Origin of the sequence: Actinomyces gaoshouyii (assembly GCF_002072175.1) — a bacterium.
GTDB classification, from domain to species: domain Bacteria; phylum Actinomycetota; class Actinomycetes; order Actinomycetales; family Actinomycetaceae; genus Actinomyces; species Actinomyces gaoshouyii.
The window spans coordinates 164,228-186,938 of sequence record NZ_MVIV01000001.1 but is presented as its reverse complement, the minus strand read 5'-3'; the positions used below and the strand labels follow the sequence as shown (position 1 = coordinate 186,938).

The window sequence follows — 22,711 nt, the reverse complement described above, 5'->3', positions numbered from 1 at the left end:
TGGGGGATCAGGCGACGAGGGGCAGGGCCGCCACGACGGTGAGGACCATGACGACGGGGTCGAAGACGCGCTGCGGCATGCGGTCGGCCAGGAGCCTGCCGGCCAGGGCTCCCACCAGCACCGCCGGGATGAGGACCGCTACGAGCGCCAGGGCGTCCACATGGATGATCCCCAGGGCGATGCTGAAGGGGAGCTTGGTGAGGTTGACCAGGAAGAAGAACCAGGCGGTCGTGCCCAGGAAGGCTTTGACCGGGTAGCGGCAGGCCAGGAAGTACAGACTCGTCACGGGCCCGCCCGCGTTGGCGACCATCGTGGAGAAGCCCGCGAGCGCCCCGTAGACCATGCGGGCGGTGGGCGAGGAGCCGGCCCTGGAGGCCGAGCCCGTGCCGCCCCTCGATGATGCTCCCGCGCTCGTGGCCCGGGACCTGGCGCCGGTTCGGTACCGACCGCGAGCGCGCTGCGCGAGGGTGATGACGATGAGGACGATCATCAGCCAGCCGATGACGCGGCGCATGAGATCGTCGGAGGCCACGCGCAGGAAGAGCGCGCCGATCAGCACGCCGCAGGCGACGGCCGGCACGAGCCGCTTGAGCATGGTGGCGTCGGTGTCGCGGCGGTAGGCCCAGATGGCGGGCAGGTCCCCGGTCAGGAGCAGCAGGAGCATGACGCCGGTGGACTCCTTGGCGGGGAGCACCTGGGCGAATATGGCCACGGCGATCGCGGTGACGCCGGGCAGGGCGGTCTTGGACAGGCCCACGAGCAGGGCGCTGACGATGAGCAGGGCCCACGCCGATGTCGGCCCCATGGTGACGGCGTCGGGGAGGGGGCCGACGGCGGGCGCGGCTACGAGTGCTTGGGGGATGAGAAGTGCGTCGTGCATAGCCGGCCCGCCGTCGGGTGAGAAGGGGTTGATCAGGGGAACGAGTAGGACACTACGCCCTGGTCGCAGTGCCGTCAGAGCTTGGCGGCGGCCGCCAGGAGGTTCGAGGCGGAGAGCTTGAGGCCCTCCACGTTGCCGTACTCGGCGTCCTCGTGCTCGATGTTGACGTTCATCTCCGGGGCGACCTGCTCGATGGCGTGCAGGAAGTCGGCCCAGTAGTCGGTGTCGTGCCCCAGGCCGAGGGCGACGAAGCGCCAGGCCGGGTCCTCGGGCCAGGCGTTGCACCAGTAGCCGTAGGCCACCGGGACCTTGCCCTCGGCATCGGCGGCGACGTGGCCGAAGTCGGTGTCGAGCACGCCGCGATAGGCGGCTCCGGGGAAGATCTTGGTGTCCTTGGCGTGGACGTGCCCGATGAGCCCACCCAGGCGCTTGGTGGCCGCGATGGGATCCATCTGCTGCCAGAAGAGGTGCGAGGGGTCCATGTTCACCTTGATGTTGGTGGCCCCGGTCTCCTCGATCAGCCTCTCGAAGGAGGGCACGTTGAACACGAGGTTGCGCGGGTGGAGCTCCAGGCAGACCTGCACGTCGTTGTCCCGGGCGAGGGCGTCGATCTCCTTGAAGAAGGGCACGACGACGCTCCACTGGTAGTCCAGGATCTCCATGTCGATGCCGTTCCAGGGGTTGACCACCCAGGTGGGGTACTTGGCGGTGGGGTCGGTGCCCGGCGTGCCGGACATCGTGACGATCTCCCCCACGCCCAGAGCCCCGGCCAGGCGGATGGCGTTGCGGATGTCCTCGGCGTGCTTGAGACCCTCATTGGGCAGCGGTGAGGTGGGGTTGCCGGAGGTGTTGAGGCCCGAGAGCCTCATGCCGCGCTCGGAGAAGAGCCCGAGGTAGTCCTCCCGGGCGGTCTTCGAGGCGAGCAGGGCGTCCACGGGGCAGTGGGGCGAGGGGATGAAGCCCCCGACGTTGACCTCCGCACCGGTGAGCCCCGCCTCCTTGAGGACGTCGAGGGCGGCGGTCAGGGGGCGGTCGGACAGGCAGGCGGTGTAGGCGCCGTAGGTGAGTGCCATGGTGGGTGGTCTCCTTCGATCAAGAGGTGAGTGGGCGGGGGCCGGGCGGGGCTCAGAAGGCTGAGACGTCCACCTCGGAGCCGCCGTTGGCGGCGGAGCGGGCGACGGCGTCGGCGATGCGCATCTCGCGGTAGCCGTCTGCGAAGGTCGCGCAGGGCGGCAGGGCGCCCTCGCCGGTGGCGCCGGCGACCTGCTGGAGGAAGGCATAGGCCTGGTAGGTGAACTGCTCGATCTGGGTCAGGCCCACCCCGCCGAAGGCCATCGAGGACCCGCGGGCGAAGTAGGGGAAGTCCGGGTTGACCAGCACCCGTCGCGCCCCGCCCAGGCCGGTGGGGGAGTTGACGTCGTCGATCTTGATCTCACCGCAGCGGGCGAGGTCCCAGGAGGCACGGCCCTTGGAGCCCAGGACGTCCACCATGAGGGAGTTGGGCAGTCCCCATGCCACGCGCGAGCAGGAGAAAGTGCCCACCGCGCCGCTCGCGAAGCGCGCCGTGAAGGTGGCGACGTCGTCGTTCTCCACGTCCTCGTGGGCTGCGTCGGCGGTGTCCAGGGCTGTGCCGCGGGTGACGTGGCCGCTGGCGACGGGGCGCTGCTTGATCGAGGTCATCATGGCCGCGCCGGAGACGCTGACCAGCGGTCCGCAGATGGTCTCGGCGGTGTCGATGAGGTGGCTCCCGACGTCGCCCAGGGCGCCCGAGCCCATGGGGCCCTTGTAGCGCCAGGCCATGGGGGTGGCGGGGTCGGCGCCGTAGTCGCACCAGTAACGGGCGTCGAAGTGGTTGATCTCGCCGAGGTGCCCGCTGTCCACGAGCTTGGCGAGCTCGGCGACGGCGGCGTTGCGCCGGTAGGTGAAGCCTGTCGCGGTGACGACGCCGGCGCTCCTCTCGGCCTCGGCCATCGCCCTGGCGTTGTCGAGGGTGTCCGCGAGCGGCTTCTCGCACAGGACGTGCTTGCCGGCCCTGATGAGGGCCTCGGCGATCTCCCGGTGCAGGGCATTGCCCACCACGATGGATACGATGTCGATATTGGGGTCGTCGGCGATGGCCCGCCAGTCGGTGACGGCCCTCTCGTAGCCGTAGCGCTCGGCGGCGTCGACGGCGAAGGGCTCGTAGGCGTCGGCGATGGCGGCCAGGCGGACCTTGGGCAGGCCGAGGTCGTAGACGGTGCCGACCTGACGCCATGCGTTGGCGTGGGTGGTGCCGGCCATGCCCGCGCCGATGACGGCGACGGAGAGCGGGGCGGATGATGCGCTCATGAGTGTGCCTTCCTGTCCTCTTTGACGGATGCTGTGGTGGATGCTCGATGGGGGCAGACCCCGTAATTCACGCGCGTGAATCGGTGCTGGCAATGTTGTCATCGGAGCGTTCCCCTGTCAAGGGCGTGGCTGGAGACCCGCGCTTCCCGACCGGACATGAGCGCGGCTCCGCCGGTCGGCTCGCCCGTCGCGCCGCTATCGCGCCGATGAGGAGCGGATGGCGAGAGTGGGGGCCAGGACCACGCTGCGCGCCGGCTCGTCGGCGGCCAGGGGGTCCTGGGTCCCCAGTCCCGCCCGCTGGCAGATGAGCTCGATGGCCCGTGCCGCCATGACGGGCTCGGGCTGGTTGACGCTCGTCAGCGAGAACTCCTCTCGCTGGGCCAGGTAGGTGTTGTCGTAGGAGGCGATGAGCACGGGGGCGCCCTGACTGCGCCGCGCGGTGCGCAGGGCGGCGACGGCGTCGATCGCCAGGACGTCGTTGTGCATGACCAGGCCCAGTGGTTCGGGATGCGTGCTCACGGCGGCCCGTACGGCGGGTCCCGCCCCGTCGGCGCAGCCGTAGGCGGTCAGCGGCAGGCCCGCATCCCTCGCGGCGTCGGTCAGGGCGATCTCCCGCTCATGGCGGGAGGTCTCGTCGCCCGTCCGGGGGCGCACGTAGACGAGCGACGACGCCCCCCGCTCGCGCAGGTGGTCCGCGACGAGGCCGGCCGCCGCCCGCTCATCGATGTGCACGGCGTCGATCCTGCCGCCGGGGCTCCTGCGCCCGATGACGCAGGTGGCGACCTCCTCGCCCACGGCAACCACGTCCTGGCCGGTCAGCCATGGCGAGACCATCGCGATCCCCGCCACTCGCACGCCCAGGAGGGAGTCGATCGCCCGGTGGAGCGCCACCGGGTCCTCCGAGCCCACGGTGACGAACAGCGTCATGCCGCGCTGGGAGGCGGCCTCGTTGAGGCACTTGGCCATGCGCTCGAAGAAGGCGTTGCGCAGGTTGGGCAGCACCAGCCCGATGATCGACGAGCTCTGCCGCGCCAGCGAGGAGGCCGCCACGTTGACGCGGTAGCCCAGGTCCCGGGCGACCTCCTCGATGCGCTCGCGCGTCTGGCGGGCCACCCTCGGTGATCCGGCGAGAGCCAGGGAGACCAGCGAGCGGGAGACGCCCGCGGCGAGCGCGATATCGCTCTGCGTGGCGGGGCGCTGGCTCATACGGCTCCTGACTGGCGGCTGCGTGCGAGCGCAGTCTAGCCGGGGCCGTGGGGCGCTCGCCCGCGGTGGGGCGGCCCGGCTCACGCGTAGCGCCGCTGGAACTCCTCCTCCAACTCCTCCAGGGAGGAGTGCTTCGTCTCCGGGACGTTGCGGTACATGTAGATGACCGCGATGACGTTGATGAGTGAGAAGGCCAGGTAGGTGATGACCGGCCCGAGTTTGTCCATCATGATGGGGAAGAGGAAGGTGATGATCGCGTTGACCACCCACAGGCACAGCACCGCGAAGCCCATCGCCGCCCCGCGCATGCGCGCCGGGAAGAGCTCGGACATGATGACCCAGGTGCCGGGGGCATTGCCGCCCTGCATGAAGAGCATGTAGAAGATGATGACCGTCACCACGAGGTAGGGGATCATCGTGGGCATGGTGTCCACGATGTTGCCGGCGTCGTCGCGGTGGGGGTTGATGCCGAACAGGAAGACGGCGGTCATGACCCACAGCATGACGGTCAGGCCGATGGTGCCGCCCAGGAGGACACCGCGCCGCGAGAAGCGCAGCAGGAGCCACAGGCCGAGCGAGGAGCCGAGCACCGAGGCGATGCCGGTGAGCACCGTGAGCGTAATGGCGGACTCCGTGCCGAAGCCGGCGCTCTGCAGGATCTTCGGGGCGTAGTACATCATCGTGTTCACGCCCGTGGTCTGGTTGAACACGCCCACGAGCACGCCGATGACGAGGGGCTTGCGCGTCCATCGGATCTGGAAGCAGCGCGACAGGCTCCAGTGCTCGGTGCCGGCCTCGCGGCGGTTGAGCATGATCATCTCGTCGATCTCCCCGGCGATGTCGTCATCGGGCTTGCGCACGCGCTTGAGCTCCGCGATGGCCTGGATGTAACGGGCTTGGGAGGCGTGCCAGCGGGAGGACTCGGGCATCATGCGCATGCCCAGCCACAGTGCGACGGCGGGGATGGAGCAGATGACGAGCATGTAGCGCCAGGTGCTGCCGGTGCCGCCGTCGACGGCGATGGCGTCCTGGACGCCCTTGAGGACGTCCCAGCTGTAGGACTTGCCGACCTCGACGGCCTGCTCGACACCGTCGATCCTGACGGTGGTGCCGGGCTCCACGGAGGTGATGGTGGCCTCGGGGCCCCCGGTGATCCTGGCGATGGCGGCGTTGATGGCGAAGGCGAGGAACTGGCCGGTGACGATCATGAGCTGGTCGATGCCCACGAGGGTGCCGCGGATGGATCTCGGCGCGGTCTCGGCCAGGTAGACCGGCACGGTGGCGGAGGCGCCGCCCGCGCAGCCGATGAGGAGGATGGCGCCCCCGTCCGGACACCGGATGGGGGCGCCATCCTCGGCCGCGGCCGGCGCGAGTGGCGCGGATGCGGCCGTCAGGGGGCGGGCGCCTCGGGGCGGGATCACGCCTTCAACAGTGCGCTCTCGATGTAGGCGCGCGCTTTGCGGGCGTACTCCAACGGGTTGGCGATGGCCGGGTCCTGCTCGGCCTCCACGAGGATCCAACCGTCGTAGCCGTGGTCCACGAGGAAGCGGTAGGGCTCGGTGAAGTCGATCGTGCCGTCCCCGGGTACCGTGAACATCCCGGCCAGGAAGGAGTCGAGGAAGGAGCGGTTGGCGGCCCTCGACTCCGCCATCCTCTCCGGGCGCACGTCCTTGAAGTGGACGTGCTTGATGCGGTCGATGCAGGCCTGGAGGAGACCCATGACATCGCCGTCGCCCACATAGGCGTGCCCGGTGTCGAACAGGAGCGAGACCTTGGCCGGGTCGGTCGCCTCCATGAGGCGGATCGTCTCGGCCTTGGTCTGGACGACGGTGCCCAGGTGGTGGTGGTAGACGAGTTCCAGGCCGTGGGCGTGCGCGATGTCGCCCAAGCGGTTGAGGCCATCGGCCAGGAGGTCCCACTCCTCGTCGGTCAAGGTGGGCTTATTGGTGAAGATGCAGACATCGCGCTTGCCCTGCACCGAGCCGGTCTGCTCGGAGACCACCACGCGGGTGGCGCCCAGGTACTCCAGGTGGGAGCAGGTGGCCTCGAAGTCCGGGATGACGGTCTCGATGCCGTCGCGCACGATGAAGGAGGAGAACCACTGGGCGACGATCTTGATCCCCCGGGCCTCGGAGGCGGCCTTGACCTCCTCCTTGGGCGGGAAGAAGCCAGCGCACTCGGTGCCCCGGTAGCCGGTGTCGGCCAGGTCGAGGAGCATGTCCTCCAGGGTGTTGAAGGCGCCGACCTCGGGGATGTCGTCATTGCGCCAGGTGATGGGGTGCATGCCCCAGGTGATGCCATGGGGGTCGGTGATGGCGGTGGTGGGGTCGAGGGTGAAGGACATCGTTGCTCCTTTTCGCGGGGGTGCTTCCGGGCGCCGTCGGTGGCGGCCGGGCGGGCTCGCGAGGAGGGCCTCGCGAGCCCGCTGCGGCAGGTGTGCCGCAATGTCAGGACAATTGTGGGGTCTTCTAGCGGCCGCGGGGCCGTCAGGAGTAGCGCTTCTCCATCTCGTGCTCGATCTGCTCCAGGGACTTGCCGGAGGTCTCCGGCATCATCTTGAGCAGGATGAGGGCGATGACGAGGTTGAGCACGCCGTAGATCGTGTAGGTGATCCCTCCGCCCAGGGTCTCCATCATGTGCGGGAAGGTCCAGGTGATGATCGCGTTGGCGATCCACATGCAGAACACGGCGGTACCGTTCATGATGCCGCGGACGTTCGCGGGGAAGATCTCGCCGAGCATCGTCCACACGACGGTCCCGTTGGAGGACTGGACGATGAGCATGAACACGGACATCAGGCCCAGGATGAGGAAGGCCGCCCAGGACGGCGGGCGCGTGCCGTTGTCCATGTGCGGGGCGATGAACAGGGCGAAGGTGGCGGCGATGCCCAGCAGGCAGATGCCGACGCCGGTGACATCGGCGATGAGGATCTGGCGGCGGCGGAAGCGCATGATGAGCCAGATGCCGATCGCCGAGCCGATGACGCTCATGACGCCGTTGGCCACCTGGGCGATGATCGCCGAGGAGGAGGACATGCCGGCGTACTCCAGGACCTTGGGCGCGTAGTACATGACCGTGTTGACGCCCGTGGTCTGGTTGACGATCGCCAGGAAGATGCCGACGAGCATGAGCTTGCGCAGCCAGGGGGTGCTCCACACGTGGCCCAGCCCCAGGCGCTTGGACTGAAGCTCCAGCTCGCTCTGGCGGGCCTCGGCGATCTCCATGAGCTCGTCCTCCAGGGGGCCGTCCTTGGCCTCGTCGCGCACCCGCTTGAGGGCGCCGATGGCGTCGTAGAGGCGCTCCTTGGCTACGTACCAGCGGGAGGACTCGGGCATGAGGCGGATGCCGATCCACAGCGCGACGGCCGGGAGGGAGCACAGGACGAGCATGTAGCGCCAGGTCTCGCCGTTGCCGTGGGAGATGACGAGCTGGTTGAGGAACTCGTGGTACTCGGCCGATGACAGCGTCCCGCCTTGGGAGGCTTGGAGGCGGGCGAGGTTGTCGAAGGACTGCTCGCCGAGGCTGACCAGCCCCGAGCCCGAGGGGTCCGCCTCGATGGTGATCCTCGGGCCGCCCCTGGCCGCGCTGATGGCGGCGTTCATGGCGAAGGCGAGCAGCTGGCCGGTGACGATCATGAGCTGGTCGATGGCGACGATGGAGCCGCGGATGCGCTTGGGCGCGGTCTCGGCCAGGTAGACCGGGACGGTGGCGGAGGCGCCTCCCACGGCCAGGCCCAGCACGAAGCGGGCGACGTACATCAGCCAGATGTTGGGCGCGGTGGCAGTGCCGATCGCGCCCAGGAGGAAGACGATGGCCAGGATCGTGATGTTGTGGCGGCGCCCATAGCGGTCGGACAGGCGCCCGCCGAAGAGCGCGCCGAGGGCCGCGCCGATGAGCAGCGTGCCGCCGATCGCGCCCTCCTGGCCGCTGGTGAGCTGGAGTCCGGCGGCGTCATGGGGCATGTACATGTAGGGCAGCGCCCCGGAGATGACGCCGGTGTCGTAGCCGAAGAGGAGCGAGCCCAGCGTGGCGACGGCGGCGACGGCGCCGATGCCGCGGTGCTTGCCCGACGGCGGGGTCTCGGCCACGGCCTGGCGCATCTGGTCCTTGGTGATGCCCCTCAGGGAGAGGCCGGTACTGGTTTGACTCATGGGTGGTTTCCTTGGGTGGTTGGCGAGGGTGCCAGGGAATTGCGAGATGGGCGGGATCGCCCGGGTGGTCCCCGGCCCGGCGACGATGCCGGGGAGCCGTCGGCGGAGGACCGCCGGGGGACTGGGGGCCGAGGCTCAGCGGTCGAAGGTCGTTGCGCCGTCGATGCGCGCCACCTCGTGCCACTGGCCGTCGGCGGCGGAAGCCACGATGGCCTCGTCCACCTCCGCCGCGCACCAGGCGTCCGCCGCCGAGGGGGCGATCTGGGCTCCCGTGGCGATGGATTCGATGAACTGGGCGGCCTCGATGGACTTCATGTCGTCGAAGCCCATGGAGGTGCCGATGGCCGGCTGGTAGCGGTGCCACTGGCCCCACGCGGGGTTCGCCATGGCCCGGGTGTAGCCGTGGGCGGGGCCGCCGTCGATGCCCACGCAGACCTCGAGCTCGTTGAGGCGCTCGAAGTTCCATCGGGCCGATCCCTGCGTGCCGTAGACCTCGACGACGTACTCGGCGCGAGGTCCCACGGACACGCGGGAGGACTCCATCGTGCCGATCGTGCCGTCGTCGAAGCGCACGAGCATGGCGACGTAGTCCTCGTTCTCCACAGGGCCGACCTCGTCGCCGATCTCGAAGCCGGAGTGGCCGATGCCCATCTTCGTGGGGATGGGGCGCTCAGTGATGAAGATACCGGTGGCCGCCGAGACCGAGGCGATCCGACCGACGACGTACTGGGCGAGGTCCGCCCCGTGGCTCATGAGATCGGGGACGACGCCGGCGCCCGCCTTCTCGCGCGAGGCGCGCCAGGTGAGCGGGCCCAGCGGCGAGGCGTTGTAGTCGGCGATGAACCACACGCGCACATTGGTGATGCGGCCCAGCTCGCCCGACCGCACCAGGTGGCGCATGTACTCGATGGCCGGAGTGTGGCGGTAGTTGAAGCCGACGGCGCTCACGAGTCCCGCGGCCTCGGCCGCCTGGGCGATCTCCTTGGACTGCCGGGCGCTGACCCCCATGGGCTTCTCGATCCAGAAGGGCTTGCCCGCCTCGATGGCGGCCATGGCCATCTCGTGGTGCAGGAAGTTGGGGGAGCAGATGGATACGGCCTCGACCTCCGGATCGGCCAGCAGCTCGCGGTAGTCGGCGTAGGCGCGCTCGAATCCGAGGTCCTCGACGGCGTTCGCGCGGGCCTCCTCGATCGGGTCGGCGGCGGCCACGAGCCGGGGGGCGATGCCGAGCTCGGGGAAGCGCTCGGGCAGGGACCGGTAGGAGCGGGCGTGGAGGCGCCCCATCCAGCCCAGGGATATCACACCGATCCCCAGGGGTTTCTTCGAACTCATCTGACTTCCTTCTTCTTTCCGACGTCTCTGTCACGAAATGGCGGAGCGATGCTGGTAACGCGCGTCATCGCAGCGTTGTCCGGACAATAGCAGGAAGTGTGGCGGCTCCGCAAGGAGTCCCCGCCCCTCCCACCGAGACCGGTCGAAAATAGGAGCGAGACCGGTTCGGAGCCGTTCCCAGCCCAGTCGCGGACAGGCATGACGGGGACTCGCGCCAGCGGCGACGAACGCGGCCCTGTCGCGGGCCCGTGCGAGAGGAGGGCCGGGGCGCACGGGCGAGAGAGAGGGCTGGTCAGGCCGGTACTGCCGGCGCCGTCGACGCCCGGATGACGAGACTCGGGGCGATCGTGGCGACGCCGGGGGGCGGGCCCATGCCGGTGAGCATCCCCACGGCCGCCCTCGCCAGTGCTGCGGGGTCCTGGTCGACGCTCGTCAGGGAGAACTCCGGGCGCGAGGCCAAGGGCGTGTTGTCGTAGCTGACCAGTGGAAGGCGCGCGCCCCGCTGGTACAGGGCCGCGGCGACGTCGATGGCCAGCAGGTCGTTGTAGGCCACGATCGCTGCGGGGCCCGGCGCGCCGGCGAGAGCCGAGTCCAGGGCTGGCAGCGCGCCGTCCTCGCAGGCGGCCGAGGCGAAGGACATCCCGTGCTCCTGAGCGGCCGCGCGGCAGGCGAGACCGCGATCGTCGACGAGCCGCTCATGCAGGATCCGTGCCGGAATCAGGTAGGCGATATGCCGGGTGCCGAGCCCCGAGAGGTGCTCCATGACCTGGTTGGCCGCGCTCGTCTCGTCCATATGGGCCGTCGCCACGACGTGCCCGGGTAGGGCGCGGTCCAACAGGCACACCGGCAAACGACTCCCCAGGCGCTCCAGGGCCTCGGGCCCCATGCGCGTGCCCGGAAGGATGAGACCGGCGGGACGCATCCGCAGGGCGTCGGCGATCGTGCTCTCCTCCAGGCGCGCTTCGAGATCGGAGACGAGCACCACCAGGCTGTGGCCCACCCCGGAGGCCTCCCCGCGGACATGGCGCACCAGGATGTCGAAGAAGGGGTTGTCCAGGTAGGGGAGCACGATGACGAGGCGGCTGGAGCGGCGCGCGGCCAGTTGTGCCGCCGCGCCGTTGGGCTGGTAGTCGAGGTCCCGGGCCGCCTGGAGGATCCGCTCACGGGTGCGCTCGGACATCCGCCCGCCGCCCTTGAGAGCCAGGGAGACGAGCCCCCGGGACACGCCGGCCGCCCGCGCTACGTCGGACTGGGTCGCGTGCTCCCGCGGCGCGCCGTCGGGCATCGCCATATCCTCCTCCCCGCGGTCCGCGCCGCCCCGGCCCGGGGCCGCACCTGGGCGGACGATCGATCGGCCCGGGACGGGGCCCGGGCGTCCTCACGAGGCCAGGATACGATCGGGCGGCCCCGACAGGGGCGAGCCGACCGGCGATCCTCGAGCAGGACGGAGCCCCAATGACCACAGGCCGTGACGGACGCGTCACGATCTCCACGGTGGCGGCGCGCTGCGGGCGCTCGATCTCCACCGTCTCCGCGGCGCTCAACGGCGCGGCCGGCGTCGCGCCCGCGACCCGCGAGGAGATCCTGGCCGTGGCCGCTGAGCTCGGCTACAACGCCGACCCCCGGGCACGCCTCCTGCGGCAGCGGCGCACCGGTCTCATCGGCGCCAGCTTCGACATCAACCAGGCCTTCCAGGGCGGCATCATCGATGGCCTCTACCGCAGTTGCTCCCAGCACGGGCGCTCCCTCGTGCTGGCGGCCTCGACCCCGCACCGCGATGAGGCCGAGGGGCTGCGCTCCCTGCTCACCGAGCGCTGCGAGGGGCTCATCCTCGTCGACCCCTGGGTGGGGCACGACATCGTCGCCGACGCCGCCGCGCGCGTGCCGGTGGTCATGGTGTGCCGGGAGTCGGGACTGCCGAACGCCGACCTCGTGCGCTCGCGCGACGATGTGGGCATCACCGCGCTCGTCGATCATCTCGTGCTCACCGGGCGCCGTCGGATCACCCATATCGATGGCGGAGGGGCGAGCTCGGCCCCCATGCGCCGCGCCGCATTCCTCGCGGCCATGACCGAGCACGGCCTGGGCGACCGGGCGCGCGTGCTCGACGGCGGCTCCGACGAGGAGTCCGGCACGCGCGCCGTGCGCGTCATCCTCGACGCCCGCGCCCTGCCCGACGCGATCCTGTGCTTCAACGACCACCAGGCGATCGGCGCCCTCATGGAGCTGCGCCGGTGCGGGGTGCGCGTGCCGGAGGATATCGCGGTCACCGGCTATGACGGCATTCCCGCCACCGGGCTGACGGCCTTCTCCGTGACCACCATCGAGCAGGACGCGCTGCTCCTGGCCGAGGTCGCCGTGCGGGCCCTGGTCGCGCGCATGGAGGCGCGCGAGTCCGGCGGGGGAACGGGGGTTCGCGGCGCGGGAGCCCCCGCGGTGGCGCCCCCGACGATGCCCGACGTCGTCGTCCAGGAGCGCCCCGAGGGCGGGCTGCTGTACTCAGTGATGCCCCGGCTCGTCATGCGGGGGACCAGTCAGGCCGCTCCGGCCGCGCATGCCGCCCGGGCCCCGCGCTGAGCCCGGCCCCGCGCTGAGCCCGGCCCCGGCGGGCGCGTCCTGGTGACGACGAGCGGCGGGCGCCGCCACCCCCTGAGGACATGGGAGGCGACGGCGCCCGCCGGGACGCCCCGCATGAGCGGGGCCGCGGTGGCTCAGTCCAGGCGCACGGGCTGGCCGGACTGGGCGGAGGTCGTGGCGGCCTCGGCCAGTCGCAGGGCCTTGATGGCGTCGTCGATGCTCGTGGGCGGGGCGGTGCCCGCCTCGACGGCCTCGATGAAGGCGGAGAGCTCCAGGCGGTAGGCGTCGGCGTAGCGCTCCAGGAAGAAGTCGAGGTACGGCTCCTGGGCGTCGGTCACCTCCGCGTTGGACAGGCGCACGGTGGTGGCGCGGATGTTCTCGGCGAACAGGGCGCCGTCGCGGCCCGAGGCCTCCAGGCGCTGGTCGTAGCCGGAGGCGCAGTGGCGGTTGTTGATGATGGTCGCAACGGCCCCCGAGGCGGCCTTGAGGGTGACGACGGCGGCGTCGAAGTCACCGGTGGCCTTGATGTCCTCGTCGAGGTTCTGGCCGACGGCGTGGACCTCGACGATGTCGCCCAGGAAGAAGCGGGCCATGTCGAAGTCGTGGATCGTCATGTCGCGGAAGATGCCGCCGGAGACCTTGATGTACTCCACCGGCGGGGCGGCGGGGTCGCGGCTGATGATGGTCAGCTGCTCCAGCGCGCCGATGCGGCCGTCGGCCACGGTGGCGCGCGCCGCCGCGAAGGAGGGGTCGAAACGGCGGTTGAAGCCGAACATGACGGGGGTCGTCACGGCGTCGAGCTCGGCGCGGGCGGCCTCGACGTCCTTCATGTCCAGGGCGATCGGCTTCTCGCACAGGACCGCCTTGCCGGCCTTGGCGGCTGCGAGGAGGTGGGGGATGTGCAGGGGGGTGGGGGAGCCGACGACGACGGCGTCGACGTCCGGGTCGGCGAAGACCTCATCGGCCTCCTTGCACGAGCGGGCCCCGTAGAGGGCGGCGAGGTCCTCGGCGGCTGCGCCCATGGGATCGCAGACGAGGGCGAGCTCGGCCTGCGGGTGGGCGGCGATGGTCTTGGCGTGGACGTGGCCGATGCGGCCGGCGCCGATGACGGCGATTCTGAGCATTGTTGTTCTTTCTGCTGTGTGTCAGGGGTGGGGCGGGGTCGGCCGGAGAAGGGCTCTCACCGCCTCCCCGGCCGACTCGCGCTCACGGCTTGGGCATGATGACGTCGCGGACCAGGGCGTCCAGGTCGGCATCGGCCTGGAGGAACCCGCGCAGCGTGTTGACCGTGGCGCCGAAGGTGTCGAACTCCGCCGGGGTCATGCCGTCGGGCTCGTAGGCCCGCACGAACTCGGGGATGCCGAGCAGCGTCTTCATGATCGCTTCGTCGACGGGGACATCCAGGCGGTTGGCGGGCTTGTAGTCCGACTTGTTGATGATCTCCTGCCACTTGAAGGGCGGGGAGATGACGACGTCGCCGCCGACGAGCTCGGACCAGTGCATGACGTTGCGGAAGGCCGCGGCGAGCATCCGGGCGCGCAGGCCACGGGCCTGGAACTCGGCGTAGGCGCGCTTGAAGGCGGCGATGCCGGCCCACTCCAGGTGGCCGGGGTCGAGGAAGAGGCCTTCCTTCTTGGCGACCGTCTTGATCCAGTCGTCGAGGCGCCCGACCATGAGGGTGACGACCGGGCCCATGGTGGAGGTGTCCAGGCCCTCGGCCTCTCGGCGCTTGAGACCGCGCTCGATGGCCTCGCCGGTGGCCACGGCCTGGGGGACCGAGAAGGAGACGGTGACATTGACCGACACGCCGCGGTAGGTAGCGTCCTCGATCGCCTCGATGCCCACCGAGGTGGCGGGGATCTTGACGATGATGTTCTTGGTCAGCTTGGAGAACTCCTCGGCCTGGTCGGCCAGGGCCTTGGCGGAGCGGGCCAGACGGGGGTCGGTCTGCATGGAGAGGCGGCCGTTGCGGCCCTTGTGCTCCTCGAAGGCGGGCTCGAGGAGCTTGGCGGCCTCGAGGCTCAGCTCGCGCACGACTTGCCAGCCGATCTCCGACTCGGAGGCCTCGGGCATCATCTCGGCGAGCTCGGCGATCCGGGGGAGCCACACGTCCCTGCGCTGGTTGATGCACGTGAAGGCGATGGTCGGGTTGCAGGTGGCGCCCACGCCTCCGAAGGAGATGGACTGGCGGAGCTCGTCGGGATCCGCTGAGTCGTTCCACAGCGCCGTGGGGAAGTTCTGAGCGGCCTCGAGAAGTGGGCCGGGTGTGTGTTCGATGGTCATCTGCTGCTCTCCTGGTCGGGTTCCCGCAGTGTTCAACCGCAGTCGCCTGGCGGCGTTGCCTGGCTGCGGGTCCTATTCAAGCCGACGCCGTCGCCCCTGTCAACCGATTGTCCAGACAAATCTCTTCATCGAGACCGGTCGAAAATAGGAGTGAGACCGGTCCGCGGACCGGTCTCACTCCTATTTTCGACCGGTCTCGCATGTGGGAGGGGTGATGGGGAGGTGGGATCAGGTGGAGAAGAGGGTGGTGGTGAAGGAGTAGCGGGAGGCGCGGTAGACGTGGGTGCCGTACTCGATGACCCGGCCCGAGGTGTCATAGGTGGTGCGCGTGGCGGTGAGCAGGGCGGCGCCGCGCTTCTCCCCGAGCATCCTCGCCTCGGGGGCCGTGGCGGGGCGGGCGCCGATGGTCTGGTGCGCCGTCGTCGGGATGATCTGCTCGGCGCGCAGGAGGTCGTACAGGCCTCCGGCGGACAGGGCCTCCCGGGAGGGGCAGATATCGGCCGGGATGAGATTGGTGAGCACCGCGATCGGCTCGCCGTCGGCCGTGCGCAGGCGCGACAGGCGCACGATCGGGGTCCCCTCGGCCACCTCCAGGCTCGTCGCCTCGGCGGCGTCCGCAGGGTGCTCGTCGTGGTCCAGGACTTCGGTGGATACCTTGTGGCCCGCGGACTCGAGGTCGGAGTGGAGGCTCGTGAGCTCCATCGGGCGGCGGACCCGCGTGGGGGAGACCAGGGTTCCCACGCCCCGCCTGCGGGTGAGCAGTCCCCGGTCCACGAGCCGCTGGAGCGCCTGACGGGCCGTCGGGCGGGAGACCGCGAGCCTTTTGGCCATCGACAGCTCGTCCTCCAGGCGCGTGCCCACGGGCAGCTCGCCGTTCAGGATCGCCTCCGCGATCGGTTCGGAGATCTGGAAGTAGAGCGGAACGGGGCTCTTGCGGTCCAGTTGGATGTCGACGACGCGCGGCGCCCTGTCCTGGGTGGAGGGGGTGCGCGACGGCGTGGGGCTCGGATCGGGCATGATCGACGTTCTCTGGGTCTTCGGCTCGTGCGCTCGGCGGGGTTCCGCCCGCGCGGTGACTGGCGGCGAGTCCCGTGCTGATGGCGCAGGGTGTGGCGGGAGACTATCCGACCATGCGCTCCTATGTCATGTTCCGCATTTGTTCGGACAAATGTTGACAGCGGTGGGGAGCGGGGGCAGGCTTGGGCCGAGGGTGCCGAGCGGGCGCCCGCCCCGCCCCGACGAAGTGGAAGGGAAGCCCATGACCGTTTCGACCACCCCGCCCCTGGATGTCCTGACCATCGGCCGCTGCGGCGTCGACATCTACCCCCTCCAGATCGGTGTCGGCCTGGAGGACGTTGAGTCCTTCGGCAAGTTCCTCGGCGGCAGTCCCACGAATGTCGCCGTCGCCGCCGCCCGCTACCGTCATCGCTCCGCCGTCATCACCGGCGTGGGTGACGACCCCTTCGGCCGCTTCGTCTGCCAGGAGATGCGCGCCCTGGGCGTCTACGACGACTACGTCGTGCCCAAGCCGGGCATGAACACGCCGGTCACCTTCTGCGAGATCTTCCCGCCGGACAACTTCCCCCTCTACTTCTACCGCGAGCCCTCCGCCCCTGACCTCGAGCTCGACGGCGCCGACATCCCCCTCGACGCCGTGCGCGACGCCCGCATCTTCTGGGTCTCGGCCACAGGGCTGACCAAGTCCCCCTCCCGGGGGGCCCACCATGCTGCGCTCGACGCCCGGGGGCGTCGGGCGCACACGATCGCCGACCTCGACTTCCGCGAGATGTTCTGGCCCGACCGCGCCACCGCCCACGAGGAGGTCGCCAAGATCCTGCCCAAGGTGACCGTGGCCATCGGCAACCGCGAGGAGTGCGAGGTCGCCGTGGGCGAGACCGAGCCGGACCGCGCCGCCGATGCCCTCCTGGAGGCCGGCGTCGAGCTCGCCATCGTCAAGCAGGGGCCGCTGGGCACCCTGGCCAAGACCCGCGACGAGCGCATCGAGATGCCCGTGACCCCCGCCGAGACCAAGAACGGCCTGGGCGCCGGGGACGCTTTCGGCGGGGCCGTCTGCCACGGCCTGCTGTCGGGCTGGTCCCTGGAGAAGACGATCTTCGCCGCCTCCACCGCGGGCGCCATCGTCTGCGAGCGCATCGAGTGCTCGACGGCGATGCCCACCGAGCCCGAGCTCCTCAACGTCATGCGGCGCCACCGCGACCGGTGCGCCCCGAGCCTGAAGGATCTGTGACATGGCAGGACTGACCGAACGACTCGTCGAGATCCGGGCCAATGACCCCGAGCGCATCGCCCGGGCCCTGGCCGATCGCCCCCGCGGCGCCCTGCCCACCGACGGCGGCAAGCTCATGATCATCGCCTGCGACCACCCCGCCCGCGGCGCGCTCTCGGCCGGGCCCGATCCCCTGGCCATGTCCTCGCGCGAGGATGTCCTCGCGCGCTGCGTCGAGGCCCTGGGCCGTCCCGGCGTGAACGGTTTCCTGGGCACCGCCGACCTCATCGAGGACCTCGCCCTGCTGGGCGCCCTGGACGGCAAGCTCGTCTACGGCTCGATGAACCGGGGAGGTCTGGCCGGGGCCTCCTTCGAGATGGACGACCGCTTCACCGGCTACGATGCCCGCGGCGTCGTCGGGGCCGGTCTCGATGGCGGCAAGATGCTCCTGCGCATCAACTACTCCGACCCGGCCACGGCCGACACCCTGGCGGCCTGCGCGCGCGCCGTCGACGAGCTCGCCGAGAACCGGGTCATGGCGATGGTCGAGCCCTTCATCTCCCGCTGGGAGGAAGGACGTATCATCAACGACCTGAGCCCCGACGCGGTCATCTCCGCGATGGCCATCGCCTCCGGTCTGGGGCGCACCTCGGCCCGCACCTGGCTCAAGCTCCCCGCCGTGGCGGAGATGGAGCGGGTGATGGAGGCGTCGACACTGCCGGCCCTCATCCTGGGGGGCGCGGTCAGCGAGCGCGCCGATGAGGCGCGCGAGGCCTGGGCGCGGGCGCTGGCCCTGCCGACGGTCAAGGGCCTCGTCATCGGCCGCTCACTTCTCTATCCGCCCGACGACGACGTCGCCGCCGCCGTCGACTCCACCGTAGGACTGCTCTCATGACCACTGGACACACCGCGATCCCCGTCCCCAGCGTCACCGACATCCACATCCCCGCCGGCTCCTCCGGCCACGACGGCCTCGCCGTCGACATCACCCCCGAGAGCGCGGGGTGGACCTACTCCGGGCTGCGCGTGGCCGTGCTCGAGCCGGGCTCCTCGCAGACCCTGTCCACCGGGGAGTCCGAGCTGCTTGTGCTCCCGCTCGAGGGCGGCTGCGCCGTCGAGGTCGATGGCCGGGGCTACGAGCTCGACGGGCGCGCCAGCGTCTTCACCGGCATCACCGACTATCTCTACATCCCCCGTCACAAGGACTTCACCCTCTCCTCGCCCGGAGGCGGGCGCTTCGCCCTTCCCTCGGCGATCGCCACGCGCGATCTGCCCGTGGCCTACTACGGGCGCGAGCAGGTGCGGGTGGACCTGCGCGGCGCCGGCGACTGCTCGCGCCAGGTCAACAACTACTGCCTGGCCAATGGGGTCGAGACCAGCCACCTGCTGTGCTGCGAGGTCCTCACCCCCGGGGGCAACTGGTCCTCCTATCCCGCCCACAAGCACGACGAGCGCTCCGAGGCCGAGCGCGAGCTCGAGGAGATCTACTACTTCGAGATCGCCGACAGCCCCGAGGGCAACCCCGGCTTCGGCCTTCACGCGACCTACGCCGCGCGCCAGGACCGCCCCATCGACCTGTGCGTGCCCGTGCGCAAGGGGGACGTGGCCCTCGTGCCCTACGGCTACCACGGCCCCTGCGTTGCGGCCCCCGGCTACGACATGTACTACCTCAACGTCATGGCCGGGCCGGATGAGGATCTCGTCTGGCTCGCCCCCGACGACCCGTCCCATCACTGGATCCGTGCCACCTGGGAGACCCAGGAGGTCGATCCCAGGCTGCCCATGGCGCGCTGATGCCCGGGCGGGCCGGCCCGGTGCCGCTCGTCCGTCCAGCGACCCCTCCATTCCAAATGACCTTTTGATATGACATGCTTTGTGCATCGTCCGAAGCCGCACGAGAGAGAGACCACGAACGTGAGCAATGAGGCCTACTCGGGAACCATCCGCCTGACCGTGGCGCAGGCGACCATCCGCTTCCTGTCCAACCAGTACTCCGAGCGCGACGGCGTCGAGCAGCGCCTCATCGCCGGCGCCTTCGGCATCTTCGGCCACGGCAATGTCGCCGGTATCGGTCAGGCGCTCCTCCAGAACGAGATCGAGCCCGCCGACGGCGAGGGGCCGATGCCCTACATCATGCCCCGCAATGAGCAGGGCCAGGTCCACGCGGCGGCGGCCTTCGCCAAGGTCAAGAACCGGCTGCAGACCTACATGTGCACCGCCTCGATCGGCCCGGGCAGCCTCAACATGATCACCGGCGCGGCCCTGGCCACCACCAACCGGCTCCCCGTCCTGCTCTTCCCCTCCGACCAGTTCGCCACCCGCGTCCCGGACCCGGTGCTCCAGCAGCTCGAGGACCCGCGCACCCTCGACGTCACCGTCAATGACGCCTTCCGCCCGGTCTCGCGCTTCTTCGACCGCATCAACCGGCCCGAGCAGCTCATCCCCTCGCTCCTGAACGCCATGCGCGTGCTCACCGACCCCGCCGAGACCGGTGCCGTCGTCATCGCCATGCCCCAGGACGTCCAGGCCGAGGCCCACGACTGGCCGGTGGAGTTCTTCCGCAAGCGCGTGTGGCACGTGCGCCGCCCCCTGCCCGAGCCCGCCGCCCTGGCGCGCGCCGTGGACATGATCAAGGCCGCCAAGCGCCCCATGATCATCTCCGGCGGCGGCACCATCTACTCCGAGGCCTCGCAGGAGCTGCGCGCCCTGGCCACGGCCACCGGCATCCCCGTGGCCGACACCCAGGCCGGCAAGGGCGCCATCAACTTCGACCACCCCTGCGCCATCGGGGGCGTGGGCTCCACCGGCGGCGACTCGGGCAACCACATCGCCGACAAGGCCGACCTCGTCATCGGCGTGGGCACCCGGTACTCCGACTTCACCACCGCCTCCAAGACGCAGTTCAAGAACCCCGACGTCCGCTTCGTCAACATCAACGTCTGCGCCTTCGACGCCGCCAAGGAGAGCGCCGAGATGGTCGTGGCCGACGCCCGCGAGGCTCTGGCCGCCCTGACAGCGGCGCTGGACGGCTACCACGTGGACGAGGCCTACTCGGCCGAGATCGCCGCCGAGCGCGAGGGGTGGCTGGCCCGCACCGCCGAGTGCTACCACCTGGGCCACGGCCCGCTGCCCGCCCAGACCGAGGTCTTCGGGGCGCTCAACGAGCTCATGGGCGATGAGGACATCATGATCAACGCCGCCGGCTCCATGCCCGGCGACCTCCAGGCCCTGTGGCAGGCCCGCACGCCCGTCCAATACCACGTGGAGTACGCCTTCAGCTGCATGGGCTACGAGGTGCCCGCCGCCCTGGGCTGCAAGCTCGCCCGCCCCGAGTCCGAGGTCGTCTCGATCGTCGGCGACGGCACGTACCAGATGCTCCCCATGGAGCTGGCCACGGTGGTCCAGGAGGGCATCAAGGTCATCTACGTCCTGCTGCAGAACTACGGCTTCGCCTCCATCGGGTCGCTGTCGGAGTCCCGCGGCTCCCAGCGCTTCGGTACCAAGTACCGCCGGCGCGGGTCGGGCAGCCATCTGGCCGACGAGGAGCGGATCCCCGGCGTCGACATCGCCGCCAACGCGCGCTCCTGGGGCATCGAGGTCCACGAGGTCCACTCCATCGCCGAGTTCCGCGAGGCCTACGCCAAGGCCGCCGCCGGCGAGAAGCCCTCGATGATCCACATCGAGACCGACCTCCACGGACCCAACCCGCCCGGGTCGAGCTGGTGGGACGTGCCCGTCTCCGGTGTCTCCCGCCTGGAGTCCACGCAGAGGGCCTACGAGGACTACTGCCGCGATCGCGGGCCGCAGCGCCACTACCTGTGAGCGCGCCGAGGCGCCGCGCGGGCGCCGGAGGTCATCGGGGCGCCTGAGGCGGGGAGCCGGGGGAGATCCCGGGTTCCCCGCCTCGGGCGGTGCTCGGAGGGAGGGCTGCGCCGGAGGGCTCCGTGGGCCACTGTCCGGACTCTGGGCCGAAGGTCACAATGTGCTGACAAAGGTCCTGGGATGCCGTAGTGTGACGACGTCACGTCCGGTATCCGCGCGAAGCGGCCGGTCTCGACGGCGGCCAGCGACGATCGCCGGCCCCACCCCTCGATTCGAAGGAGTCAATGACGATGAAGACGATCCAGCACTGGATCAATGGAGCGTATTACGAGGGCAGCCCGATCGGCCGCTTCCCCGTCGAGAACCCCGGCACCGGCGAGGTGGTCAAGGAGCTGCTCCAGGCCTCTGAGGCCGACCTCGATCACGCCGTCGAGGTGGCCAGGGAGGCCCAGAGGAGCTGGGCCGGCTACTCCCTGGCCAAGCGCACCGCCATCATGTTCAAGATGCGCGAGCTGGTCCTGGCCCACTCCGACGAGATGGCCCGCCTCATCGTCGAGGAGCACGGCAAGAACTACTCCGACGCCATCGGCGAGATCCAGCGCGGCCGCGAGACCCTCGACTTCGCCACGTCGATCAACGTCGCCCTCAAGGGCGAGTACTCATTCGACATCTCCACCGGCGTCGACATCCACACCATCCGCCAGCCCGTCGGCGTCGTCGCCGGCATCTGCCCCTTCAACTTCCCCGCCATGGTGCCCATGTGGATGCACCCGGTGGCCATCGCCACCGGCAACGCCTTCATCCTCAAGCCCGCCTCCGCCACGCCGTCGGCGGCGCTGCTGACGGCCGAGCTGTACAAGGAGGCCGGCCTGCCCGACGGCGTCTTCAACGTCGTGTCCGGCAACCGCACCATGGTCGCCAAGGTCCTGGAGCACCCGGGGATCGACGCGATCTCCTTCGTCGGCTCCACGCCGGTGGCCCACATCATCCAGAACACCGGCGTCGCCAACGGCAAGCGCGTCCAGGCGCTGGGCGGGGCGAACAACCACGCCATCGTCATGCCCGACTCCGACCTGGACTTCGCCGCCCAGCACATCTCCGCCGCCGCCTTCGGCGCCGCTGGTGAGCGCTGCATGGCCCTGCCGGTCGTCGTGGCCGTGGGCGGCTGCGGCCCCGACCTCGCCCAGCGCGTCAAGGCCCACGCCGAGAGGATCAAGGTCGGTTACGGCATGGACGAGGGCGTCGAGATGGGCCCCGTCATCGACGCCAAGTCCAAGGAGTTCATCGTCGGCCTCATCGACGAGGGCGAGTCGAAGGGCGGGCAGGTGGTCCTCGATGGGCGCGCTCTGGTGATCCCCGGCCACGAGAACGGCCACTTCCTCGGCCCCACCATCGTGGACAACGTGCCGCTCGACTCCGACCTCTACCGCGAGGAGGTCTTCGGCCCGGTGCTCTCCATCGTGCACGCCGACACCTACGACGACGCCATCGAGATCGTCAACTCCTCGCCCTTCGGCAACGGCTCGGCCATCTTCACCAACGACGGCGGCATCGCCCGCCGCTTCCAGCTCGACGTCGAGGCCGGCATGGTCGGCGTCAACGTGCCGATCCCCACGCCGGTCGCCTACTACTCCTTCGGAGGGTGGAAGGAGTCCCTGCTGGGAGACACCCACATCCACGGCCCCGAGGGCGTCAAGTTCTACACCCGCGCCAAGGCCATCACGTCCCGCTGGCCCAGCGAGAAGACCTACGCCGCCACCATGTCGTTCCAGCGCGAGGAGTGACGGCGCGCTGAGAGCGGATCCGGGGCGGCGCGCTCCGGCCGAGGGGCCGTCGGGCCCACGGGCCGGGTGCGCCGCCCCGGGGCGCTCTCGAACAACTTTGTCCGCACAAAACCTTCCCCTG

General features: G+C 70.2%; 18 protein-coding genes. 6 read left to right on the top strand and 12 right to left on the bottom strand.

Annotated elements, in window-relative coordinates; genetic code table 11:
* Nucleotides 1-7: 7 nt before the first annotated feature.
* The 9 genes from B1H50_RS00790 to B1H50_RS00750 all read right to left on the bottom strand — a co-directional run bounded on the left by B1H50_RS00790 (nt 8) and on the right by B1H50_RS00750 (nt 11,182).
* Nucleotides 8-805, bottom strand: a complete 798-nt coding sequence (locus tag B1H50_RS00790) for a sulfite exporter TauE/SafE family protein (RefSeq protein ID WP_080462071.1) — start codon at nt 803-805, stop codon at nt 8-10.
* Nucleotides 806-954: 149 nt separating this feature from the next.
* Nucleotides 955-1,953 carry a sugar phosphate isomerase/epimerase family protein gene (locus B1H50_RS00785; protein ID WP_080461894.1) on the bottom strand — a complete coding sequence of 333 codons (999 nt, stop codon included), beginning with the start codon at nt 1,951-1,953 and terminating at the stop codon, nt 955-957.
* 52 nt (nt 1,954-2,005) lie between these two features.
* Nucleotides 2,006-3,208 (bottom strand): Gfo/Idh/MocA family protein, encoded by a 1,203-nt coding sequence (locus B1H50_RS00780; protein WP_080461893.1) that lies wholly within the window; start codon nt 3,206-3,208, stop codon nt 2,006-2,008.
* Nucleotides 3,209-3,403: 195 nt separating this feature from the next.
* Nucleotides 3,404-4,414: a LacI family DNA-binding transcriptional regulator gene (locus B1H50_RS00775; RefSeq protein ID WP_080461892.1), complete on the bottom strand. Its 1,011-nt coding sequence runs from the start codon at nt 4,412-4,414 to the stop codon at nt 3,404-3,406.
* A gap of 80 nt (nt 4,415-4,494) precedes the next feature.
* On the bottom strand, nt 4,495-5,835 hold the full coding sequence (locus B1H50_RS00770) for an MFS transporter (RefSeq protein WP_158082811.1): 1,341 nt from the start codon (nt 5,833-5,835) through the stop codon (nt 4,495-4,497).
* A complete protein-coding gene (iolE, locus tag B1H50_RS00765; RefSeq protein ID WP_080462070.1) occupies nt 5,832-6,758 on the bottom strand; it encodes a myo-inosose-2 dehydratase in 927 nt (308 codons plus the stop codon). The genes B1H50_RS00770 and iolE overlap by 4 nt, the downstream gene beginning before the upstream one ends.
* Nucleotides 6,759-6,900: 142 nt before the next feature.
* Nucleotides 6,901-8,565: an MFS transporter gene (locus B1H50_RS00760; protein ID WP_080461890.1), complete on the bottom strand. Its 1,665-nt coding sequence runs from the start codon at nt 8,563-8,565 to the stop codon at nt 6,901-6,903.
* Nucleotides 8,566-8,700: 135 nt separating this feature from the next.
* The gene (locus tag B1H50_RS00755; protein WP_080461889.1) at nt 8,701-9,897 is read right to left on the bottom strand and encodes a Gfo/Idh/MocA family protein; all 1,197 of its coding nucleotides are present in this window, start codon (nt 9,895-9,897) and stop codon (nt 8,701-8,703) included.
* A gap of 292 nt (nt 9,898-10,189) precedes the next feature.
* Entirely contained in the window at nt 10,190-11,182 is a 993-nt protein-coding gene (locus tag B1H50_RS00750) for a LacI family DNA-binding transcriptional regulator (RefSeq protein WP_080461888.1), read from the bottom strand.
* Between the two features lie 170 nt (nt 11,183-11,352).
* Between B1H50_RS00750 and B1H50_RS00745 the strand changes: the two genes are divergently transcribed.
* Nucleotides 11,353-12,474: a LacI family DNA-binding transcriptional regulator gene (locus B1H50_RS00745; protein ID WP_080461887.1), complete on the top strand. Its 1,122-nt coding sequence runs from the start codon at nt 11,353-11,355 to the stop codon at nt 12,472-12,474.
* A gap of 134 nt (nt 12,475-12,608) precedes the next feature.
* Here the strand turns inward: B1H50_RS00745 and iolG are convergent, their stop codons facing one another.
* The 3 genes from iolG to B1H50_RS00730 all read right to left on the bottom strand — a co-directional run bounded on the left by iolG (nt 12,609) and on the right by B1H50_RS00730 (nt 15,774).
* Nucleotides 12,609-13,598, bottom strand: a complete 990-nt coding sequence (iolG, locus tag B1H50_RS00740) for an inositol 2-dehydrogenase (protein ID WP_080461886.1) — start codon at nt 13,596-13,598, stop codon at nt 12,609-12,611.
* Between the two features lie 82 nt (nt 13,599-13,680).
* Nucleotides 13,681-14,757 (bottom strand): transaldolase family protein, encoded by a 1,077-nt coding sequence (locus B1H50_RS00735; protein WP_080461885.1) that lies wholly within the window; start codon nt 14,755-14,757, stop codon nt 13,681-13,683.
* A 228-nt stretch (nt 14,758-14,985) separates the two neighbouring features.
* Nucleotides 14,986-15,774 carry a GntR family transcriptional regulator gene (locus B1H50_RS00730; protein ID WP_080461884.1) on the bottom strand — a complete coding sequence of 263 codons (789 nt, stop codon included), beginning with the start codon at nt 15,772-15,774 and terminating at the stop codon, nt 14,986-14,988.
* A 241-nt stretch (nt 15,775-16,015) separates the two neighbouring features.
* Between B1H50_RS00730 and iolC the strand changes: the two genes are divergently transcribed.
* The 5 genes from iolC (at nt 16,016) to B1H50_RS00705 (ending at nt 22,590) form a co-directional block, all read left to right on the top strand.
* On the top strand, nt 16,016-17,005 hold the full coding sequence (gene iolC / locus B1H50_RS00725; protein ID WP_095532444.1) for a 5-dehydro-2-deoxygluconokinase: 990 nt from the start codon (nt 16,016-16,018) through the stop codon (nt 17,003-17,005).
* A gap of 1 nt (nt 17,006) precedes the next feature.
* A complete protein-coding gene (locus B1H50_RS00720) occupies nt 17,007-17,879 on the top strand; it encodes a Cgl0159 family (beta/alpha)8-fold protein (protein WP_080461882.1) in 873 nt (290 codons plus the stop codon).
* Nucleotides 17,876-18,778, top strand: coding sequence for a 5-deoxy-glucuronate isomerase (gene iolB / locus B1H50_RS00715; protein ID WP_080461881.1), 903 nt, complete (start codon nt 17,876-17,878; stop codon nt 18,776-18,778). The genes B1H50_RS00720 and iolB overlap by 4 nt, the downstream gene beginning before the upstream one ends.
* 120 nt (nt 18,779-18,898) lie before the next feature.
* Nucleotides 18,899-20,806 carry a 3D-(3,5/4)-trihydroxycyclohexane-1,2-dione acylhydrolase (decyclizing) gene (iolD, locus tag B1H50_RS00710; RefSeq protein WP_080461880.1) on the top strand — a complete coding sequence of 636 codons (1,908 nt, stop codon included), beginning with the start codon at nt 18,899-18,901 and terminating at the stop codon, nt 20,804-20,806.
* Nucleotides 20,807-21,096: 290 nt separating this feature from the next.
* A complete protein-coding gene (locus tag B1H50_RS00705) occupies nt 21,097-22,590 on the top strand; it encodes a CoA-acylating methylmalonate-semialdehyde dehydrogenase (protein ID WP_080461879.1) in 1,494 nt (497 codons plus the stop codon).
* Nucleotides 22,591-22,711: the final 121 nt, after the last annotated feature.